Genomic DNA, 20,962 nt, shown 5'->3' with positions numbered 1-20,962 from the left:
TGAATTGTCGCCTCACTCTGGACGGGAACGATCGATTTGGCTAATCCGCCGAGGTCGGCGGCGCGAGGTCTTGCAATTCGAGGAGACCAAGCCCTATGAAACTTGAGCAAGAGTCGCCTTTTTCCCTCGAGATAACCGGGCCACAAGTCGGCTCGAATCTATCGGGACGAATGTCGAAGTATACGTGAAGCCACTTTGAATTGGTGCAAAGAGCCAGCGAGTAACCCACGCCGCTTATTACGTCTCGATGCCCCCACCAGAACCAACTTGCAGAACCAATAATCTTGTTTTGGCGATCGCGAACCAGGACGCAGCAGCGACCGTTCGCGGCAAGAGGGACTCTGCCAACGCTCGGCACCCAATCCCGACGATACTCATATCGCGTGCCACGACCTTCAAAGTAGGAGACCGGCAACATAGGAGGAAAGAAGGGTCTTGTTTTCGTTGAAAACGCGCACTCTTCCCAGGCCTCTCGCCAAGCTGCAAGTTCTTCGATCCCTCGTAACGTCGTGGGAAAAGGGTGCTCAATCCTTTCGCCTTCACTGATGTAGCAGGGTGCCACTCGTATATCGTCAAATGTGCTTCGGAAGTCCGTAGGTCTCTTCAGGCGAGCGTGGAGCCTTTGGTAGGGAGCCTGTGTGAATGACAGGGATAGTAACTGCTGCAATTCAGGTTGTCTTAACACTGTCCGACTCGACGCGTTAAGATGTTCAGCAAGCCGTACCGTTCCAGCGACAAGTCTGTCACCATTGGGCAAACGTGCAACGGGGAGCAAGACAGTTAAAAGCTCATCAGGTGTGACTGACGGCGCATTGCCACGTTGTTTGAGCAAACGTTCTACGGCACGCGATGCCGACTTGAAAGAAAACTCAGATTTGAGAAAATCCATGTCCGATCCTAAAATCGCGACTGGCTACCGGCACCGTTATTTCGCCAGGAACGTAGGTTCCGGAAGGAATATCGAAATTTGCGGATTTACCGTTCCCCGAAGGGTGGTGCCAAGTTGGACCGCGTCCCAGCCCACTATTGCTAGTCAGCAAAACTAACTTACCTAAAAAATTTATCACGTCAAACCCCGAAACGAGCTCACTCGCTTGATCGCAAAGATCTCAGAGCTCCGTACGTTCGAGACCGTGAACTTGAACCAGCCGGATTTGAGGCGGCGACATTGCGCGAGTAGCGACCGTTCGCATTTCGTTGTCCTCGGCGAGCACAAGGCTACTGGTTTTTAAATTGCATTTGAAATCAAAAGCTTAGTTCCATAACCGAGCTTACGTGATTTGTAGTAGTAGCCGCAAAGTTGAAGTGTCCTGTTTGTGCAAAGTTGGAATGTCACACTCCCGATATAACGACTTTTCGAATTTCGGCACCTTCAACTATCTACGCTGATTCCCGCCACTGAAACTATTCGTTGACTGTTCTCTGTACTATCCTTGTCCCGATCTCAACCAGCCTCTTTCTCTCCTCAATTGGCAGTGCGTCGAGCGCCAACCGAATTGGGTTCTCCAGGCTCGTCCCTCGAAATAGGTCAATGATTGCGCGTACTGCATTTATTGCCGCAACGGTTGACGGCTCTTGCTGAACGTCGGGGTCATGCGCCATCTCATCCCATGGCCAGCCTATTCCCCGGACTTCGTGGAGACGCGCAAGCTTTTCGATTGCAACCCCTCGTCCTTCAGAGATTTCATAGACCTCAAACACCGTGGTTCCGGTCTGGCGCGCGATATCATTCACACTGACGTGGAGAGCACGTAGCCGGCGCACTTCGTCTGCCGGATCACCTGCCTGAACGTTATGCATTCTGCCTCTCCTGGCTTGCCACCGCGGCTTGCGGACAGCTTCGCCGGTACTTTGGCGTTACCGCCTTAACTCGGGGTTATTGAAAGATGCGCTAGATCTTGGGAGTGATCTACGCGGAGCCAGAAATGAAGAAGCTTCCTTACAAAATCTTAATTGCAGCCGTTATCCTGTCAACTGCCGTGTCGGGAACAGCCTTCGCGGACGTGACAGCGCGGTATGGGGAACTGCAGAGCGTGATCGATGCGATCAACGACCCGGATCCGCTGATGCGTCTGGCACAACTCGAAGAAATCCTAAAAAAAGGCAACGCCACCGAGGTTCAACTTGCCATTCGAACAGCGTTTTCCCTAGACGATGCCAATGTGCGCTCCCTGGCACTACGCGTTCATTTTGCCGGCTTCCGCACGTTTGTCGTCACCGCGGCCCTTCCCGATGGCGTGAAGACAGTTCTGGCCGGCAGCGATAAGCAAGCGGCGAAAGAAACGGGGGCTAGCGATCTGCTTCGCTTTTTCGAGCGAACGGGTTATCAGTTCAGCTTTCAGTCCGAGTATCCAGGTAGCGATGCACTTGAGTTCGCAGTCAAATTTCTTAACAATGAACGGCCTAATGTGGAGTCTACAGGATCGGGCAATATACGGGGTGGCATGATTACTGTGACGACGCCGGTAACGTTTGAAAATTCGCCGAAAGCTTGCAGCTTTGAATTTACGCAGTACCAAGGCTTCACGCTGAAAGGCTTCGGCAGTTGCAACATTGACGATGGTTTCCTGTTCCCTGTGACTTTGCATCTTTTCGATAATGACAAACCCCCGCTAGGAAACTAGTGGCGTGCTATCGGCGCAGGAGGGCCGCTACTGCTGTCCGCCGAATGGCTCGAGGCTGTCAATCGTGTAGTTTGCTTCTGCCGGGCCGGTGATCGTCACACGAAGCCGCGACAAACGCCTTGGCGACATCGCGCAGACTACGTCGTCCGTTAGCTCACAACGTGTACCTGGCACGAACCCTTGGCCATCGGTGTCAGTCTCGACAATCAAGGCACCCTGCCCCGACAACCCCCGGCCGTTTATGCGTAGCCCGCTGACCTTAGACAGCCTGTCCATCTCCATAACGAAAGTTACACGACCTGAAACAGGCGAAAGATGCAGAGGCGATGTGCCCGACAGAAACGAGCCGATACTTGTGTCTCTTTTTGAGACACGCCCCTTGAGCAACATGAGATTGTTGAAAGAGCGGCGTTGCTCCCCAATCTTCGACTTCGTGGCGGCCGAAAGCTTTTGCAACTCTGACGCAATCTGGTCATAGCGCAGCGCAATGCCTACGCCTTCATCGGGATCGACCTCGTAAAGCATGGCGATCGGTCGGCCATTGTGTAGGACTGTGCCGCCGCTCATCCCTTTCTGGAGGGAGACCTCGTCATCAACCGGTGAAAGAGCGATGATCTTTCCGCCCTCGCTATCGCGAGAAAGTGCGCGGAAAGCAACAGCCAACGACTGCCGCTCCGTTGGGGTCGTGATCTCCAACGTGGCCTGCTTGATGCTTTCGATGATCGGCTGAAGTGGTGTTAACCGGACTCGATCCCTGCTGCACCCCTCCTTCGCAATCGGCCCACGGACCGTCAGGAAGGCAAGGTCAACCTCATCATCAACGGCAGCCACAGGTGATTCCGTGGGGTGAAGCCGACCAAAGCTATCGAGCAGATCCGGTGCAGACAATGTTCCGTCTGTTCTTTCGACGACATGCCTGGGTGTCGCAATCCGGCATTGGCCAGATGCGTCCAGGAACAGCCATCCCTGCCCAAAAGTATCGTCGCCCCGAGCGAGCAGAATGGTTTCCGCAAGAGTCGGCGCGCAAGCAACGCTGGACAGAACAAAAATGGTAGCAAAGGCTGTTAAGCGACTTTTGAATTTCATTCACTGGATATCTCTGCTGGAGATGTGGATCGTTGACGGTTTCGCCATTGCGGGGGGAAGATCAGATCGAAAGCACTTATGAGCTTTGGTGCCAACAGCAACAGCAGCGCAAAGGATAACTGGATTTTAAGAAAACCGGGATCGTTCAAGACCTGTACGAACAGACCGAGATCAATACGACTGCTGTTGGCCCGTGCACCGGGAGTTGTCACGCCAAGTTGCCGAGATTCTGTGGACACAAACACTGAAAGCCCCGGTTCACCAGAGATCTCCACAAAACCAAACATTGCACCTTCCGGATTCAGCGTCGGTTCCTCGTTTGTGCCGTCAAGCGGCCGATCGCTTTCAATGAAACTCCCCGGAGGAATGGCCATCTCCTCAATGGCGACATACATCGACCCGCTTCGGCCGAAGAAGGGCACATCGATCGTTCTGCCAAAAACATCGAGTGTCGCGGACAGAAGGATCGGTCCGGGACCGTCGCTGCGCATCGAGAAAGGGGATCCAATCTTGCCGGGCCCCCAGACGGTAAGCCGATTGGCCAGCAATCCCGGCTCGCAGGAGGGATCATGGAAGAGCAGCAATTCCCCTTCGAACGGAACGGTTCCGCCTGCCGATGTGCGAAGTTCCCCCGCTCCTTCGATTGTGATTTGCAGGGCGCCCTGCTCCACGCGCTGATAGGTAACTTTGGAGCCGACACCTGGCAGGAAGGCGCCGGCGCCGCATTCACCGTCAAGGCTGGCGTCAGGCCAACTGCTGATACGCAGGCCTTGCGCATGAATGATGGCAAGTTCCGGATTGAAGACGTCGAAAGTGACGAGTTCGCTCCGGGCCTTGATCGATGTCAGCGTGCTCGGCGTGCCATAGAACCAGAACAATCCCCAGACCGCGCCAAACGCCAATAGGGTCGCAAGGGACAGCGACACGCCGACATGCAGCCAGGGAAGCCTTTTCAGATTATTCAACATGGACTGCGTAGCGCTGCTCTGTCGCCTTACCTGTTAGCCCTTTGACACCGACAACAAGCTCAACCCTCTTTCCTCTCATCGAACCGGGAACAGGTATTTCGCAAACGTGCGAATAGGTTACACGCGGGCCACCGGTCGGCTTCCTGCACTTGCCCTTCTCGACAAGGCTTTTGTCTTCAGCTTGTAGGCTGGCCAACACCTTGCTCTGGCTCACGTTCACGTAAGCGACGAGCATAGGTTCGGGACTTTTTCCCCCAATAATGCCCGGCACATAGACCTTGCCGATGGCTTCGTTGCAATTTCCAGCCAATGTCGCAAGCATGAGGACACTGTCCGCGCCGTACATATCGAGTTGCTCGGCGTATTTCGTCGAGATCGGTACCTTTGGTGGAACGTCAAATGCTCCGTTGGCGCGATACATGTTGGCGGCCCAGTAGCGCCCATCATCCGTGACGACCCGAATACAGAGCATGGATGGCGCTGCAGCAACATCCCGCAGAAGCCCGATCCTAAGATCGCTGAAAACACCAGACGTCGTTTTGCCGGCGTAAGCGAGGCCCGAGATAAACTGTCCGTTGACCTGGGTATTGCCGGCATAACGCTCGGTAAAACCTGGTGCGTTGGCTAACTCAAGTGAAGGGCCTTGCTCTTCGGCTCGAACGGAGCCGGCATGTAAACTCAACACCGCGAAAAAGATCGGGAAAAACCGCGATACACATCGCTTACGCTCAAAAATCATAGAATTTGGTCCCTTGCATCAATGAGCCGAAGGCTGACCTATCAGCCTCTAATTTTCACTTAAGAGCACCCTCTGATCGCGACAACTAGCTATGGTAGCGCCAACGAGGCGCTCAAAATCGATAAACCTTGAGGGACAACCTTATGAAGGGAAGCCGCGGATATCATGCCTGTTACAGGATCGCGGAGGAGCAAAAAAAGCGACGGCGGAGTGGGTATCCCTTCGAAGGGGTCGAACCAGTGTGTCCGCACAATACCTCGGCCAAGTAACCGAAATTATTGTCTATCGCGCTATTACGCGACGCTGAAAACCTAAATCATGAAGCTTTGCAACCATACGCAAAAGAATCTCGAGAGGCGGCATAGTTTTTGTTTTTGTTCAATAAATGACGTTAGACAGGACCCATTCTGACCACATCTCAAGCGACCATTAAGGAGATATGCCGTGACAACATCCGAAATCGACAACCTTAAAGGCGCTTTGCGTGCACGACTGCGCCGAGACTTCGTAGAAGTCTCAAGTGCTCGCGATACCAGCAGGAAGGCGCATCTTGAAGTGTTCGAGAGCAAGCGCGGTGGCCGGGCCCTAGGGGTTGAGTTCGACCACGCGGATCGGATCAATCTGTGGGTCGTTCGTCTGGGAATGACGCGCGATCTGCCTCCAACGATCGAGCGGGTAGAGAAGGAGCCCAAAGGCAGCCGTGCCTGGATTGATGCAAACGGCAATGGCGCCAACAGCAATCTTTCAGGGTACAAGCAGTTTGCGACCAAGCCACTCGCGAGGCTTGCAGTGAAGACGTTGGGCGACGCTACTCTGGTTCTTGATCATCTCACGAGATAGCGCAACGTAGCGTCTTTCTCGATGGATGCGCCGTCCTGCTACCCGCGGATAATGCGCATTCACGTTCTGAAAGACTGGTGCCGGGACCGCGTCCGCGTTACATATCAGGCGGCTACGAATGACCGCGGCAAAGGTCGCAATGCTCCAGGCCCACGAGGACATGCTCAACAAGGGTCAATGGGTCACCTGTCCGGATGGCAACCAGTATTTTGTCATTAGGCCATAGGATTTCCGCAGTCTTCTTGATCCGCATGTCGCGGTTCTTGACGCCAAGCATGAGGCCACAACAGCCAGCACCATGCGCTGACACCTGCGGAATTCGCTGTCGTAAGCTCGGAATCCGTTCGTTGCATTGAACTTCTCGGCTGGCTGCAGCGTGGCACGTCGACCGCCGAAGGCGTTGTAAAGGGGATGGGGGGGCATCGGGGCTTTCAACCTAGTAACGCCGTTAGGGGGAGAAAGCAGAATTCGCGATACGTTTCGGCCGGTACGCGGGCGGTCGTAGGAGCCTTAGCGCCGCGAGGCGGAAGGCGCAACCGACTGTCGCCGGCGCAGCGTTTTCGCACGAAATATGCTGTAGCAGTTGCGTCGTGTAGCGAATTGCTTGCGCCCGAAGCAGGGCGCAGCTTTTAGGATCAAAGTGGCGGAACCTGCTTGTTTGAGGCAAAAAGGAATGCTTGCAACAAGAAAGGCTCGACAGATGACCGGCACATCCGACACGTTGGCTCTCCTCATCGACGGCGACAATGCCTCCCCGAAGATCGTCAGTGGGCTCCTGGCCGAGATCGCCACCTATGGCACCGCCAGTGTCAAGCGCATCTATGGCGACTGGACCAAGCCCAACCTCAACGGCTGGAAAGAATGTCTGTTGGAGCATTCGATCCAACCGGTGCAGCAATTTGCCTACACGACGGGGAAAAATGCTACGGACGGGGCAATGATCATCGACGCGATGGACCTACTCTATACCGACCGTTTTTCCGCATTTTGCATCGTTTCCAGCGATAGCGATTTCGCCAGGCTGGCGTCGCGTATCCGCGAACAGGGCGTCACCGTCTATGGCTTCGGCGAACGCAAAACCCCGCGCCCCTTCATTACCGCTTGCGACAAGTTCGTCTATTTCGACGTCCTCAACGCCAACTCCGTCGAGCCCGATGCCCGCCAAGATACGCAACCGGCTGCCGTAGTGAAAGCCAAGGAGGCCAAGGTATCCCCAGCCAAGGCGCCCGCAAAACCGAAGCTTGACGCTGCGGCATTGAAGATGCTCGAGAATGCTGTGACGGCGTCGGCCGATGAAGACGGCCGTGCCAACCTGGCGCGTGTCGGCGCCCATTTGGCGAAACAATCGCCGGACTTTGATGCGCGCAACTACGGTTTTGCCCGCCTCACCGACCTCGTCGAGGCTTCCGGCATCGTGGACGTGGAACGAAGCGGCGACAGCCCGAAGATCGTCACGGTCCGTATGAAGGGGAAGGCAAGGCCGAAGCCCAACGGTTAGGCTCGGCCGCCAATGGGACCGCGGCGGCCTATCAAAATGTTCCGCTACCAAACCACAGGTGTCGCCTTGTCGAAGACGCTCGAATGAAAAAGATGCATGAAGATGCCAAAACGGAAACTATCGAGGGAAGAACTCTTCGCTCTCGTATGGGAGAAACCGACCAGCGAGATCGCCAAGGAACTTGGCCTTTCGGACGTGGCGATCGGTAAACTCTGCGCCAAGCTGCAGGTCCCAAAGCCGCGTCGCGGTTATTGGGCCCGCATGCAAGCCGGGCAGCGACCACGCCGACCAGCCCTGGTTGCTTTCCGCGAGGAACTCGACACTAAGCGACGCGACGAGTTGCGTGCGAAAACAGCAGAAGCGCTTTCGAAACTGCAGCGCCAGTTCCTCGAAATGGCGTTTTCGGAGATGAACAGTCGGGGCGCCGGTATTGCTCCACCGCCAGCTGCCAGGCCGCTCGCCAACCTCGATCGCGATGTGGCAGCACAGGTCCTGCTGCTCATTCAGGGACGGGCACAGGCCTGGGTGGAAGAAGATCGCATTGTTACGCGTTGGGGACCGTCTGTCCGCAACAGTGTTGCCAAACTCGTCGAGCGCCTATTGCCAATGGCGCGGCAGCAGCTCTTAGTATTCGAGACCGAGAGCAACCGAGCACCCTTCAGGGCGGATGGGCCGGTGATCTTTGTCCGCCTGACTGTGCCACTCCAGGAGCGGATTGGCGCCCTTTCGGCGATGGTCAGGGATCAAGAACTCCAGCACGTGGTGATGCCGCTGACGGCGGCAGATCACGCCTGGTCGACGCACCATCTCTACTCCCCAGAATCGCACTTGTTCCTGGACAGTTGGCTCTGTGTTTCGGCGCGCGAGATCTGGGTGGAATGGAACCGCAAGTCGTGGCGCGAGGGAGAGCCGCCCGAGCGGCATGCGACCAACCGGATCAGCCTGCGGGAGGTGATGCCTCTCGACTTCTTGTCCGCTTCCAACAAGGTGCTCTCGCCGGTGATTTCGGGGGTGGCAATCACGCCCTATGTGGACCGGGTTCGCGCCCTGCAAGAGGCGGAACGGATCCACGAAATGATGAGCCACGCCGCTTACGCAATGCAGAAGGAGGTCCCGGGAGAAATCCTTTCGGTCGTGGATCGCTTGTGGTTTGGGGAGGAGCGTCCCTTCCAAGCCGCGCGAGACGCGTTCCGCCATGTCGAAACAGAGCTTGAGCGATGGGATACCGAGCTCGAAGCGGAACGATCAGCGCTTGCCCGGTCCATCCTTGGAATCGTGCCTGGAGACATTGTCACATCCGAAAGCCGGGGCAAGCTCTTACGCCTGTTGGTTACGGGCGTCACCCTATATTCGGGCGGCAGCAGCGTCAGCTTCATTGTGTCGGGAATTCGATTTCGGAAGGACGGAACGCTGGGCAAGCTGCAGGAAACGCTGAATTTGTCTTTTACCGACGAGAGACAAACTCAAAAGTGAGAGCATCATTGCCTGACCGCCACAGGCTCCTCAGCCGAGCCAAGATTCACGACAGGCGGCTCAAACCAGCAACGCTTCAAGGGAAATCGACCAGACTCACACGCAGGTCATTAATGACCGCGGCGAGCCCTGGTGCGCCGATCAGCGGCACGACCCGGACCGGCGCCAGCTTGGGGACGGCACGCCCAAAGACAGCGATATTCGTGTGGCCGTTGAGGCGAGATGGATAGATGATACCGTCGGGAAACGACTGATGCTCGTGGAATGCCAGCGCCCAGGAGCGCGCAAGGCTCTGACGCGAGGATTTCGCCACGTCAGTTGGAACCCCCATCCTGATGGCGTGATCGTCACGCAGGTCTACGAGGCTGAGGTCTGCGATCGTCTCGACCTCAGCGTAGCGCCGCGCATAGATTTCTTTCTCCTCGACCGGAAGATCGCCGATAAGACCGTCGCGGCGATCACGCAGAACCGCCTCAAGGAAACAGACCTTGAGTGTTTCGCCCAGATAAAGAACGCCGAAACGCTTCGTTGAGTCACGTCGGCGAGGATCGCTGAACCGGCTCGCGGTCTTCCCAAATCCCAGCGGGTCTGGAAAGGCGCTTGCGTAGATCCTGCCAAAGCGACGCCCTGAAGGAATCGTTTCGAGATCGAGCGGCTTACGCTCGAAACCGGCAGGCGGCTTGATACCCGCCATTTAGCGAAAGTCAGCGCGGGCAATGCCCTCGGCTGCGGCGATCACGTCGCTATCTTGGCCCCGCTTCAGGGCGTCGAGCCCGGTGCCACCCTCAAACGCGCCGTGGGGCGAAACAAGGAAGCGGTAAACGGCCCAGGCACCAGCCAGGATCTCGTGCAATTTTGAAAGCGACGCATAGGGCCGGCCGTCCTGATCAAGTTGCCAGGCCGGAAACCGGAACCCTCGCTTGGCGCCATCCAAGCCGAGAACCTGGCCGTTTTGACGCTTGGTATTGACCGTGACCCGCGAAACGCCAAGAAGATCGGAAAAGGCGTCAGCGCTCAGCATGTCGTCCTCGCTGAGGATCTCTGCAACGCGGCGACGGCCGCGCTCTCGTGCGGCGGACAAGGCTGCCTTCAGTTCCTCATCCGGTTCGCCAGCCTCTTCGACTGGAAACGCACTATCGCCAACCAGCGGGTCTTCCTCGACGATCGAAATTGTCTGCGCTCCGGCGCGCGGATCGACGACGACGCGGAAACTCACCTGATGGCCAGCCTTCTGGCTCAGCAGCACCGCCTTGGTATACTGATTGAGCAACGCTTTTTCGAAATCAGCCTTGCGGGGCAGCTTCATCGATAGCGCGATATTTGGAGTTTCGCGTGCTGTCGTTTTCGTGACGGGCATTGACAATCCACCTTTCGAAATCAATGTAGCCAATCGTTGTCGGTTCGTCAAGTTCGTTAAGTTGGTGAAGGCCAATGGAGCGGGTGGCTTCTCGGAGTCGCTTTACCAACCAGCAGTAACTGCAATGCCGAAAATCAAAAGCGCAGTTTCTTGGGGAGACCAAAGAGCGGTTGCAGTTTCTGTATTGACCTGAATACTGCAGCGCAGTTATATCACTACCGACATCGGTTGCTCCAGTAAATGGGTGACGCCACAGAGACGCCCATTATGCCCGTAATCCTCACCGCCTGCACGCAAAGAAAGCGGGTTGCCCCCAATCCTTTCCTGTGCGCCCGAGATTTGCCGATCGGCACTTTAGGGCACGTCGCCCAATCCTGGATGGCGAAGGTTGCAACTGTCGAGGCCATGGCTCCGGCAAAGGACATCTACTGCGGCCGATCATTTGTGGAGGCGAAGAAAGCGGCCGATGCCGCCCAGGCCGAACTCCATATCGTATCGGCCGGGCTCGGCCTCATCCGCAGCCAGCAAGAAATACCCTCTTATAATCTGACGGTTTCCAAAGGCAGCCCGGATTGTGTCCTGGACAAGCTTCAGGATCATGGCGACGCCGATTGGTGGGCAGCGCTTGGCGGGCACAAGATGCTGAACGACCTGCTCGGCCGATCAAGCGGCCTTATCATGATCGCACTTCCGTCCTCCTATTTGCGAATGGTAGCCCCAGCTCTTCAAGGCATTTCGGACGCGTTGTGTGAGAGGATAAGGATAGTCGGTGGTCGCGACGTGCCCAATCTGAACCCTCGCCTGGAGAGTGTCCGACTTCCTTATGATGACCGCCTGGACGGCCCGCAGAGCACTTTGCCCGGCACCTGGTCTGATTTCGCGTCCCGTGCCGTTCGCCATTTTGTCGAGAATATCCTCGCCGCTGCGCCACTTGCGAGAGCTAAAGAACATGCCGAACTCGTTGAGATCGCGCTTTCCGGATGGGATCGCCCTCTTTCCAAATCCGGCACGCGGATGTCGGACAGTGACCTTAAATTAATCGTCCGGGATCACTGGTCACGCGCTGATGGTCGGGCGACAAGGCTGCTCCGGATATTGCGGGATGAGTTGAATATCGCCTGCGAGCAGAAGCGATTTTCCAGACTCACATCCGAGATCCGCGAAGAGGGCGCGCTGTGAAGAGCGTGAAGGAAAATCTGACGGTTCGAGCGGTCAAAACGCAACAAGGCGATCGTATCGACGTCTATGCGTTTTTTCTGCATGGCTCGGACCTGACGCGGATTGCCAACATTAGCCGTATCCATCGCGATGAAAAAGACCTGAAGGGCTTCCAGCGCAAGGAAATCAAAAGCCACGTCAAGGCCATCGTCGAATTTCTAGACAGCGGCCCGGTTCTCTTCCCGAACGCTATTACCCTCGCCCTTTCATCCGACGTGACGTTTGACGTCTCCCGCGGCCCGAAGCCAAAAGGGCTGTCGGAGGTTGGCGTTTCAGGCACATTGAATATTCCTCTCTATGAGGACGGAAAGCGAGCCGCTTGGATCGTCGACGGCCAGCAACGATCTTTGGCGCTCGCAAAAGCCAAGGACAGTCGTTTCCCCGTCCCGGTTGTCGGTTTCGTTTCCCAGGATGTGCAAGTCCATCGCGAACAGTTTATCCTCGTCAACAAAGTCAAAGCACTGGATGTTCGGCTGATCAACGAGTTACTCCCTGAAGTCGGGTCACTTCTGCCAAAAGATCTCGCCGCCAACCGGCTGCCAAGCGAGCTTTGCAATCTCCTTAATCGGCAGCAGAAGTCACCATTCTATCACTTGATACGACGCGCCTCCGATGCCGGTGACGAGAAGAGCGTCGTTAATGACACGGCTTTGATCGATGTGATAAAGCAAAACCTCAAGGGCCCTCACGGGGCTCTTCATCAATATAAGCTTTCGGCGGAAGCGTATGATCCCGACGCGATGTACGAGGCGCTTGCTCTGTACTGGACGGCGGTACGTGACGTATTTCAGGAGGCATGGGGTAAGCAACCGACGGAAAGTCGGCTGATGCATTCTGCGGGCATCAAGGCAATGGGCGCTTTGATGGATCAGGTGATGCTACGTGCCGACAGTTCTGCGACGCCGGAGGCCGAGGTCCGGGAGGCGTTGCACCGGATCGCGCCGCTATGCGCCTGGACAGAAGGATCCTGGGAAGGGCTTGGCCTCCAGTGGAATGAGATCCAGGGCACGCCGCAGCACAATCGGCTGCTTGCCGAGCACCTGATGCAACTCGACCGGAAGTTATCGAGGCCGACACGATGAAGTTCATTTTTGCCGACAGTCTCGATCACGTCGATCCCGGTTACGACTTTCTCCGCGACCGTTATTCGGAGGGCCGCACGCCCTATTGGGATGACGCTTATCCACATGAAATCATGGGATACGCCCCGTACAAAGGCATGCTTGTTTCCCGCGGCATCGTCGGCGGCGCCGCAGTGGGCGGAAAATATACGGAAGCACAGTCAATGCGCTTCCGCCGGGTGGGTGCACGGGAGTTTCTTCGCCTCGACAAGCCAGCATTCGAACATCTACCTATCTTTGGCGATTGCGGGGCGTTTACATATCATAAGGAAGAAAAGCCTCCGTACACGCCGGAGGACACCGCTGAATTTTACGACGATGCGCGGTTTACCCACGGCTGCTCGGTCGACCATATCATTTTCGATTTCGACGAAAGCCTGACCGGGTTTAAAGGCGGCACTCAAGAGGCACGCCGGCGATTTGAGATTACGCTTGAGAATGCGGCCGCTTTTCGGACGGCAACGCAGCATATGTCAAACCGGTTCACGCCAATGGGTGTCATCCAGGGTTGGTCCCCTGGCAGCATGGCCGAAAGCGCGCGCCGTCTGGTCGCAATGGGCTACGATTACCTGGCACTCGGCGGTACCGTTCCGCTGAAGGCGGCACAGATCAAATCCTGTCTGACAGCGATCCGGGACGCCATCCCGCCAAGTACCCGCCTTCATATTCTAGGGTTTGCGAAGGCTGATGAGATCCACACCTTCGGCTCTTTTAATATTACCAGTTTTGACACGACGTCGCCGTTGATCCGTGCATTCAAAGACGCGAAGGCGAACTACTTCCTTCCGACAAAGAGCGGCAAACTCGAATACTACACAGCTATCCGCGTCCCTCAGGCGCTTGAGAACCCAAAGCTACAGCGCCTCGCAAAGCGCGGGTCGCTCAACCAGGAGCGGTTGGTTTCGATGGAGAAAACCGCTCTGGCGGCGCTCCGCTCATACGACAAAGGCGAAGCGCAACTGGAAGAGACACTCGACAGCGTCTTAGCCTATGCCACGCCCGCGGTCATGGGGACGACGATCGACGAATTGCCTGGCGCTAAAGCAGTCAAGGACCTTCGCGAACGCTATGAGCGAACGCTTCGCGATAGGCCTTGGAAGCGGTGCAGCTGCCCCATCTGTTCTGCGCTTTCGATCGAAGTAGTGATCTTTCGAGCGAGCAATCGCAACAAGCGGCGCGGCATTCACAATCTGGGTGTCTACGATGCCCTGGTCGACCAACTCCCAATTAATAGTGGCCGAAATGACAACATTGAAATTCCAAGCGATCAGAGCCAGACAGAGCGAAGCGCACACAGTCCTTTCATTTGCAGCGCTAGCGTCTGATCTGCAGAAGTTTGCCGTTATCGAGCGGGTCGCACGCGATGATGCAGGCGCGCTGAGCGGCTTTCAGCGTCCACAGATCGCCGGTCACATTCGTGAGATCCGGGATTATCTGGAAAAGCCGGAAGCAATTTTGCCGAACCCGATCGTCGTTGCTTTTACCAACAGCGTCCAGGTGTTCGACCAAAGCGCCGACGGGCGCTGCACGGTCGAAATCGATATCGCCGCCGGCGCGCCCGGCATGGTCGTCGACGGGCAACAACGCCTCACAGCGCTCGGGCAGGTTCACGAGAAAGATTTCCAGGTCTTCGTGTCCGCAATCATTTGCAGGGACGACGAAGAACTACGCCGGCAGTTCGTTTTGATCAACAACACCCGGCCGCTGCCGAAATCGCTGATCTATGAACTGCTGCCAACAGTCACCGGCCTGCCGCGCCGTCTCGGCGACCGGTCCGTTGCCGCAGAGATCGCTGCGCGCTTGAACTACGATGAAAAGTCGCTGCTTAAGGGACAGGTGTACCAACACACTAATCCCACCGGCATCATCAGGGACACCGCAATCCAACGTGTTATCATCAATTCATTGAGCGACGGTGTGATGCGCGAGCTCATTCGCGAGCCCGATGGCGCTGACCTCTGCTTCAAACTGATCAGCGACTTTTATGGCGCTGTTCAATACGTTTTCCGAAAAGAATGGGTCGATCATACGCCGAAGACCTCTCGGCTCGTGCATGGCGCTGGCATCATGTCACTTGGCTATGTCATGGAACTCTTGGCGTTGCTCGACGGGGCGAGAACGTCAGATGAGTTTTCCAAGGGCCTCGCCTGCCTGATCGACAACACAGCCTGGACGTCGGGGGAATGGAACTTCGGCGAAACCGACAAGCGCAACTGGAAGTCTGTTCAGAACGTCAATCGCGACATCGTCACGCTTGCGCAGTACTTGGTTGGCATTGTTCGAGCTGACATCAAGCGCCGCCGTAGCCAGGCGACCGATTTATCCGAGACTGTTCCGCAAAAATTGGTGAGCTTATCATGACCTATTCTGTCAAGGAGTTGTTCAAGACGCTCCAGGGCGAAGGTGCTCAAGCTGGCCGCGCCGCGGTATTTTGCCGTTTTGCTGGTTGCAATCTTTGGACCGGTCGCGAGGAAGACCGGCATAAGGCAGCGTGCCAGTTCTGCGATACAGACTTCATCGGGACAGATGGCGAAGGCGGCGGCAAATTTCGTGACGCCGGTGAGCTTGCGTCGGCGATCGCTCAGACTTGGGGGAGCGGTGAGAGCAGGCGCTACGTCGTCTTCACCGGCGGTGAACCGCTGCTGCAGATCGATGATGCGCTGATCGTGGCGGTTCACGAACACGGGTTCGAGATCGCCATCGAGACGAACGGAACAATCGAACCGCCGGACGGCATCGATTGGATCTGCGTCAGTCCAAAAGCCGGCGCGCCATTCAATCTCAAATCCGGCAGTGAGCTGAAGCTGGTTTATCCGCAGCTGCGGTTGCTTCCGGACGATCTCCCCGACGTTTCCTTCGAGCATTACTTCCTGCAGCCGATGGACGGGCCGGAGCAGATTGAAAACATCGCGGCCGTGACGGCATTTTGTCTTGAAAACCCCCGCTGGCGGCTCAGCCTGCAGACACACAAAATGATCGGGATCCCATGAAAATCACACAAGCTTTTACCTTCGAGGCCGCTCACAGACTTCCGAATGTGCCCACAACGCACAAATGCCATCGCATGCACGGACATTCTTATCGGGTCGAGCTGCAACTCAAAGGCGTAGTCGATCCACGGACTGGATTTGTGATCGACTTCTTTGATGTGGAGAAGGTCTTCGGGCCAGTTCTCGAGAGCCTCGATCATCATACACTCAACGATATTGACGGCCTCGAGAACCCGACGGCGGAGAATATCGCTGTCTGGATTTGGCAGAAGGTCAAGCCGCTGCTCGACGAGTTGAATTCCGTGAAGGTATTCGAGACGCCATCCTGCTGGGCGGAATTTGAAGGCAAGTAAAAGGAATCGGGCGATGTCGACGACTGCACTGGTGCTATTTTCGGGCGGCCAAGACTCAACGACTTGTCTTGCCTGGGCGCTCGACCGCTTCGAACGCGTGGAGACCGTTGGGTTCGATTATGGTCAGCGCCATCGGATCGAGCTCGAATGCCGGGACACGTTGCGCGCTGAACTGAGTGCGCTCAATCCTGTATGGGCAGATCGTCTGGGCGATGATCACACGATATCGCTTGCCGCTCTCGGTGAGATCTCGGATACGGCGCTGACCAGCGGCATGCAGATCGAAATGTCCGAATCCGGCCTCCCAAACACGTTCGTGCCTGGCCGAAACTTGATATTTCTGACCTTTGCGGCGGCCCTGGCCTATCGGCGCGGCCTAAAGCATATCGTCGGGGGAATGTGTGAGACGGATTATTCCGGCTATCCCGACTGCCGTGACGATACGATCAAAGCCTTGCAGGTGGCGCTCAACATCGGAATGGAAAAGCGTTTCGTCCTCGACACGCCGTTGATGTGGATCGACAAAGCGCAAACCTGGCAACTGGCCAAGGATTTGGGTGGCCGGGCGTTGGTGGAAATCATCGTGAAGGAAAGCCACACCTGCTATCTCGGAGAGCGTGGCGAGTTCCATGATTGGGGTTATGGCTGTGGCACATGCCCGGCCTGTGATCTGCGGGCAAAAGGCTACGAAAAATTCGTCGCTGAAGAAGCATGACAAGGAGGGCGGGATGACGACGCGCAACAAGCAATGGATTGAGGGCGGGATATTTCTGGCTGGCTTCGCCGCCTGCATCCCGCTCGCCAATTATATGATCGGTCATGTCGGCACGGTTTGCGTGCCAGAGGGTCCTTGCCTCATCCCGGTCGGCTTCGGCCTGACTGCACCGAGCGGGGTTCTCCTGGTAGGGCTTGCGCTTGTTTTGCGCGATCTGGTGCAGCGTCGCCTCGGCCTTTTGTGGTCACTCGGAGCGATCGTTGTTGGCGCTTTCCTGTCGACGACCTTCACGGCGCCGTCTTTGGCGCTGGCCTCCGCAAGCGCCTTCCTGATCTCTGAGATCGCGGACCTGCTGGTGTTCACGCCTTTGCAGAAAAAGGGCCTGGTCAAAGCGGCTATTGCAAGCAGCATTGTCGGCCTCATCGTGGATAGCGTGATGTTTCTTTGGCTGGCATTCGGTTCGCTTGATTTTCTGGCTGGACAGGTGGTCGGCAAATTGATCATGGTTGTTGCCGCGCTGCCGGTTCTCTTTTGGATCCGTAACCGTGACCGACGATTGGGGTTGATGCCAGCATGAGCGAAATGCGCAAGGAATCGCTAGGCTGCGTTCAGGCGATCTGCGAAGCCTTTGCTGGACGGCCAATAACCTATTTTCCTCGCAGTGCGGCTCCCAACGCCCAATCGGGGATCGACGACGGGACTGTCATCGCTACGATCGAAAAAGAGATTAAAAATTTCGCGGCCGATGACGCCAAGCTGGATGATGCACTAAAGCTCGCGCGCGAATCCCTCAACGAAGTTACGAAGCACACGGACTATCAGGATGGCAAGGCGACCCGATTGCTGACGATCGTGACGTTCATGTCTGCCTTTTCGAGCCTTCTCTTTAACCGTCTTGCGGATGCCTATCCGCTTTCTGTAGTGGACTGGACCGGGGTGCATCAGGTCGTGACAAGCGGGTTGATCATTGCAAGCTACGGGCTGTTCGTGGTTTTTGCACTGCTCGCGGCGTTTGGCGCTCTGGTGACGTTTCATGCGATCCGGTCGCGCTTTCGATATCCGACGAAGACAAGCGCCGACCATCCGGCATCACTGGTATTTTGGATGCCGATCTCGTGGACCGAACCTAAGAACTGGGCGCAGGCTTTCATTGACCCCAATGCCACTTCCGAGATAACTCCCGACATCAAAGTCAAGTATCTCAAGAATTATATCGTCGAGACCTATCTCGTCGGCGTGAAAGTGGCCGACAAAGTGAGGGTCTTGGAACCGGCCCAACGTTTGCAGTCCTGGGCCATTAAGGCGCTGATCCTTTGGATTATCGTAACCGCGGCCGTATTTGCCTTTGTGCCGCCGGCGAAAAAGGAGTCTAATTCGGTGATTCGAATAGAGACACCGATCTCCTCGGTGTGTATCACAGGTGGAAGCAATGTCTCCACGGCAGCAAACGGTCAGCCTTGCGGCACCTCGCCTTGAAAGAAGGCGAGCGGGACCTCTTGTCCTTGTCGATGCTGACAACACGCTTTGGGACACTGACGGAGTTTTTGCGCGAGCACAACTTGCGCTCGTTCTTGCTGTCCAGAACACGGTGGGGAGGCAAATTCCGGCGGAGTCGTGCCTGGACTATGTCAGGAGTTTCGATCAGGCCCTCGCTGAACGACATCATCTCGGTCTACGCTATCCTCCGCGGCTTTTGATCCAGGCAATTGCGCTTGCTTTGCAGGGTCTTTCGCAACACGAAGCTGTCCGCCGCGCGTGGAGCGACGGATCACAATCTCGGCTAGCCTCGGAAACCGTATCGCAGATTGAGCGAACCTTCTTCGACATGATTGCGTCACAGCCGGACCTATTGCCTGGAGTCCTTGCTGGTCTTCGTGATCTCGCCGTGACAGGCACAACAACCGTCGTTTTGACTGAGGGAAGCCGTAAACGTGTCATGCGTACGATCGAGCACCATGATCTCAACGGATACATCGACAGGGTCTTCGAGGCACCAAAAACCGCTCGGATGTTCGAGCGTGTGAGAGGTTTGGCGCGAAACGGCCAGACGATTTACATGATCGGTGATCAACTGACCCGTGATATCCGACCGGCCAACGAAGCGGGCTTGAAGACAATTTATGTCCCCAGCGCGTTTCAGCCTAAATGGGAGTTGCCGGCCGGGAATGTTGCCACATTTCAAGCCGCGACATTCGACGCTGCTGCTTCGCTGCTCATTCAGGCCGAGGACGAGAGCCGCTCGCCCGTGCAGGCGAGCGGGGAGTCGAGCAATTTGCGAGTCCAGAACAGGACATAGTCCTCATCAACTCGCGTCAATCTGCATTGAATAGGATATGCGAAAGCTGGATCGTCGAGCGTGACCACGAGGTATCTGTCGCCAGCCCGAGTCTTCTTGCGCCACGCGGCGTCAACCTGCGATGCGCTGCGGTAGACGCGATAGTCGGGGGCCTCGGCGTTCGGTTTCGATTGGACGGGCACAATCCCGCCGCCAGGGCGGCACTGGTAATGCTCTCGATTTCCCCCTGGTAGACCCACCCTCTTTTTTGAATTTCCCGACCGTTCCCATATTCTGTTTCCTTGCTCTCGCACCATGCGGGACGATAGGTTCCGGTGAGGAGTGTGCGGGAACCGATGTCACCGCGCAGCGGGAAACGGCGATTTTGATGGCGGGAGCGAAGCGGGAAAATCGCCATTGACTTCGGCTCACGTCAACTCTAGCCACGAAAAGGAGCGGCAAAGCCGCCCCATCCCCTTATCGATTGTCCTACGCTTTTATTTTGCGTCCTCAGGGGCGGCACTGACCAAAGCTCCCACCGCGCCTCCTTCAGATCCAAGGCCACCTGTCCGCAGGATGTACCCGGCAGTGGCTTTGATGCTCGGTCCGGTATTGTTGACGCGGTCGCTAACCATTGCGATGCCGTGCCAATGCCCGCCCTTGCTCCAATCCACGGCTCTCAGGCAATGTGCGAGGTCCTCCGACCAGTCATCTCGTTCGTCCTTGATGAGCGCCGCGGCAGCAGTCGCGATCGCCTGCCAGCCTAGACCGAAAGCGAAGACATAGCCGGCTGTACCCTTGGGCTCGTCCCCTTCGCGTAGTTCACGCGCTGAGATCTTGCCATTCATCAGCAAATCCCACTCGGGGATATTGTCGATCACGACCTCCCAGACGTCACGCAGCTTTTCCGCAACGACGCCGACGCGATCATCCGCCGGATCGAGTTGTCGAATCTCGGTGATCTCGCTCTCGTCCTTGTATTTTGAGCCGTACAGCGCCTCCAGGAGAATATGGTGAGCTTGCACCAAAGTCCCCATCGTGATGACAGCAGGGGACTTTTTGGCCAACGAATTTGAGAGTTCGTTCACGCGCTTCTCGAAGAGCGGCACGTCCTTCATGATCCGCTTGGTCACGATAACAATAGGATCACGGCTTTCGAAGGCGTATCCGATTGTTTGAGAGACGGGCTTCGCATTCAGATTCAGATCGCTGAAATGCTGACGAAGCTTCTCTTTGTCGTAGTAAGGCAGGAGCACGACCGGAACCTCTTGAGGGGTCATCCTTCCTCGGTCTTGTTTGAGCGCCTCGATGATAGCTGCCGCCCGGTGCTGACCATCTGCGGGAAACATGTCGACACTCTCGTCGATTTCGAGCGTGCCGATTTTGCCGTCAGCGGCAATTGGGATGAACCTGAAGTCGGACCCTTCCTTGAGAGGCTTGCCGGTTGATGGGACAAGGATCAGCGCCAATGACGAAAAGAAGGCGTCATCGCTGTTAAGGAGGTAGGGGACAATTTCGTTGGTAACGCGCGTTTTGGCGAGCTTCCGCTGCGCCTCCTGCCCGCCCTTTCCACCAAACACGTCGTCCCAGTCGCTGTTCTCGGGAAGTTTCACATATTTTGATATCGCCGAGAACGACAAGCTCCCGAGCCAGTATTCAGTCGAGAGGGTCCTTCCCTTGACGACGGGTATCTGAATTGCCATGA

21 protein-coding genes are annotated in these 20,962 nt (G+C 56.4%); 14 read left to right on the top strand and 7 right to left on the bottom strand.

From position 1 onward, the window contains the following. Positions 1-1,404 precede the first annotated feature (1,404 nt). On the bottom strand, positions 1,405-1,800 hold the full coding sequence (locus ASD32_RS21930; protein ID WP_060640163.1) for a hypothetical protein: 396 nt from the start codon (positions 1,798-1,800) through the stop codon (positions 1,405-1,407). 125 nt (positions 1,801-1,925) lie between these two features. Here ASD32_RS21930 and ASD32_RS21925 point away from each other — a divergent pair, with 125 nt between their 5' ends. Beyond that, the gene (locus tag ASD32_RS21925) at positions 1,926-2,624 is read left to right on the top strand and encodes a hypothetical protein (RefSeq protein WP_156383289.1); all 699 of its coding nucleotides are present in this window, start codon (positions 1,926-1,928) and stop codon (positions 2,622-2,624) included. Between the two features lie 27 nt (positions 2,625-2,651). Here the strand turns inward: ASD32_RS21925 and ASD32_RS21920 are convergent, their stop codons facing one another. The 3 genes from ASD32_RS21920 to ASD32_RS21910 are packed head-to-tail and all read right to left on the bottom strand — an operon-like array spanning position 2,652 to position 5,417. Then, positions 2,652-3,710: a hypothetical protein gene (locus ASD32_RS21920; protein WP_060640161.1), complete on the bottom strand. Its 1,059-nt coding sequence runs from the start codon at positions 3,708-3,710 to the stop codon at positions 2,652-2,654. After that, complete coding sequence (locus ASD32_RS21915) at positions 3,707-4,678, bottom strand: hypothetical protein (RefSeq protein ID WP_060640160.1); 972 nt, start codon at positions 4,676-4,678, stop codon at positions 3,707-3,709. The genes ASD32_RS21920 and ASD32_RS21915 overlap by 4 nt, the downstream gene beginning before the upstream one ends. After that, the gene (locus ASD32_RS21910; RefSeq protein ID WP_060640159.1) at positions 4,668-5,417 is read right to left on the bottom strand and encodes a hypothetical protein; all 750 of its coding nucleotides are present in this window, start codon (positions 5,415-5,417) and stop codon (positions 4,668-4,670) included. Before ASD32_RS21910 ends, ASD32_RS21915 begins: the two co-directional genes overlap by 11 nt. Before the next feature lie 444 nt (positions 5,418-5,861). Here ASD32_RS21910 and ASD32_RS21905 point away from each other — a divergent pair, with 444 nt between their 5' ends. From ASD32_RS21905 to ASD32_RS21895, 3 genes are all read left to right on the top strand, one after another. Then, positions 5,862-6,257 carry a hypothetical protein gene (locus ASD32_RS21905; protein ID WP_060640158.1) on the top strand — a complete coding sequence of 132 codons (396 nt, stop codon included), beginning with the start codon at positions 5,862-5,864 and terminating at the stop codon, positions 6,255-6,257. A gap of 700 nt (positions 6,258-6,957) precedes the next feature. After that, a complete protein-coding gene (locus ASD32_RS21900; protein WP_060640157.1) occupies positions 6,958-7,755 on the top strand; it encodes an NYN domain-containing protein in 798 nt (265 codons plus the stop codon). A 96-nt stretch (positions 7,756-7,851) separates the two neighbouring features. Next, complete coding sequence (locus tag ASD32_RS21895; protein ID WP_244490231.1) at positions 7,852-9,228, top strand: hypothetical protein; 1,377 nt, start codon at positions 7,852-7,854, stop codon at positions 9,226-9,228. A gap of 76 nt (positions 9,229-9,304) precedes the next feature. On the opposite strand, the gene ASD32_RS21890 is transcribed toward ASD32_RS21895, so the two are convergent. Further along, positions 9,305-9,922 (bottom strand): RES family NAD+ phosphorylase, encoded by a 618-nt coding sequence (locus tag ASD32_RS21890; RefSeq protein WP_060640156.1) that lies wholly within the window; start codon positions 9,920-9,922, stop codon positions 9,305-9,307. Next, on the bottom strand, positions 9,923-10,585 hold the full coding sequence (locus ASD32_RS21885; protein ID WP_060640155.1) for a hypothetical protein: 663 nt from the start codon (positions 10,583-10,585) through the stop codon (positions 9,923-9,925). Positions 10,586-10,825: 240 nt separating this feature from the next. Between ASD32_RS21885 and ASD32_RS21880 the strand changes: the two genes are divergently transcribed. From ASD32_RS21880 to ASD32_RS21835, 10 genes are read left to right on the top strand one after another with little or no spacing between them, the layout of a single operon-like run. Further along, entirely contained in the window at positions 10,826-11,764 is a 939-nt protein-coding gene (locus ASD32_RS21880; protein WP_060640154.1) for a DUF6884 domain-containing protein, read from the top strand. Continuing rightward, on the top strand, positions 11,761-12,885 hold the full coding sequence (dbpB, locus tag ASD32_RS21875; protein ID WP_060640153.1) for a DGQHR domain-containing protein DpdB: 1,125 nt from the start codon (positions 11,761-11,763) through the stop codon (positions 12,883-12,885). Before ASD32_RS21880 ends, dbpB (ASD32_RS21875) begins: the two co-directional genes overlap by 4 nt. Beyond that, complete coding sequence (gene dpdA / locus ASD32_RS21870) at positions 12,882-14,249, top strand: tRNA-guanine transglycosylase DpdA (RefSeq protein ID WP_060640152.1); 1,368 nt, start codon at positions 12,882-12,884, stop codon at positions 14,247-14,249. The genes dbpB (ASD32_RS21875) and dpdA overlap by 4 nt, the downstream gene beginning before the upstream one ends. After that, entirely contained in the window at positions 14,167-15,285 is a 1,119-nt protein-coding gene (gene dbpB / locus ASD32_RS21865) for a DGQHR domain-containing protein DpdB (RefSeq protein ID WP_060640151.1), read from the top strand. Before dpdA ends, dbpB (ASD32_RS21865) begins: the two co-directional genes overlap by 83 nt. After that, positions 15,282-15,914: a 7-carboxy-7-deazaguanine synthase gene (queE, locus tag ASD32_RS21860; RefSeq protein WP_060640150.1), complete on the top strand. Its 633-nt coding sequence runs from the start codon at positions 15,282-15,284 to the stop codon at positions 15,912-15,914. The genes dbpB (ASD32_RS21865) and queE overlap by 4 nt, the downstream gene beginning before the upstream one ends. After that, positions 15,911-16,267: a 6-carboxytetrahydropterin synthase QueD gene (gene queD / locus ASD32_RS21855; RefSeq protein ID WP_060640149.1), complete on the top strand. Its 357-nt coding sequence runs from the start codon at positions 15,911-15,913 to the stop codon at positions 16,265-16,267. The genes queE and queD overlap by 4 nt, the downstream gene beginning before the upstream one ends. A 13-nt stretch (positions 16,268-16,280) precedes the next feature. After that, positions 16,281-16,982, top strand: a complete 702-nt coding sequence (queC, locus tag ASD32_RS21850) for a 7-cyano-7-deazaguanine synthase QueC (RefSeq protein WP_060640148.1) — start codon at positions 16,281-16,283, stop codon at positions 16,980-16,982. Between the two features lie 13 nt (positions 16,983-16,995). Next, a complete protein-coding gene (locus ASD32_RS21845; RefSeq protein WP_060640147.1) occupies positions 16,996-17,559 on the top strand; it encodes a VUT family protein in 564 nt (187 codons plus the stop codon). After that, complete coding sequence (locus ASD32_RS21840; protein ID WP_060640146.1) at positions 17,556-18,458, top strand: hypothetical protein; 903 nt, start codon at positions 17,556-17,558, stop codon at positions 18,456-18,458. Before ASD32_RS21845 ends, ASD32_RS21840 begins: the two co-directional genes overlap by 4 nt. Next, positions 18,412-19,278, top strand: a complete 867-nt coding sequence (locus tag ASD32_RS21835) for an HAD family hydrolase (RefSeq protein WP_060640145.1) — start codon at positions 18,412-18,414, stop codon at positions 19,276-19,278. The genes ASD32_RS21840 and ASD32_RS21835 overlap by 47 nt, the downstream gene beginning before the upstream one ends. Before the next feature lie 476 nt (positions 19,279-19,754). On the opposite strand, the gene ASD32_RS21830 is transcribed toward ASD32_RS21835, so the two are convergent. Beyond that, entirely contained in the window at positions 19,755-20,960 is a 1,206-nt protein-coding gene (locus ASD32_RS21830) for a DNA sulfur modification protein DndB (RefSeq protein ID WP_060640144.1), read from the bottom strand. Positions 20,961-20,962 lie beyond the last annotated feature (2 nt).

The sequence above is a fragment of the Rhizobium sp. Root483D2 genome (genome assembly GCF_001426685.1).
Taxonomy (GTDB): Bacteria; Pseudomonadota; Alphaproteobacteria; order Rhizobiales; family Rhizobiaceae; genus Pararhizobium; species Pararhizobium qamdonense.
The sequence above is the reverse complement of the archived record's forward strand: the minus strand, read 5'-3'. Positions and strand labels throughout refer to the sequence as shown.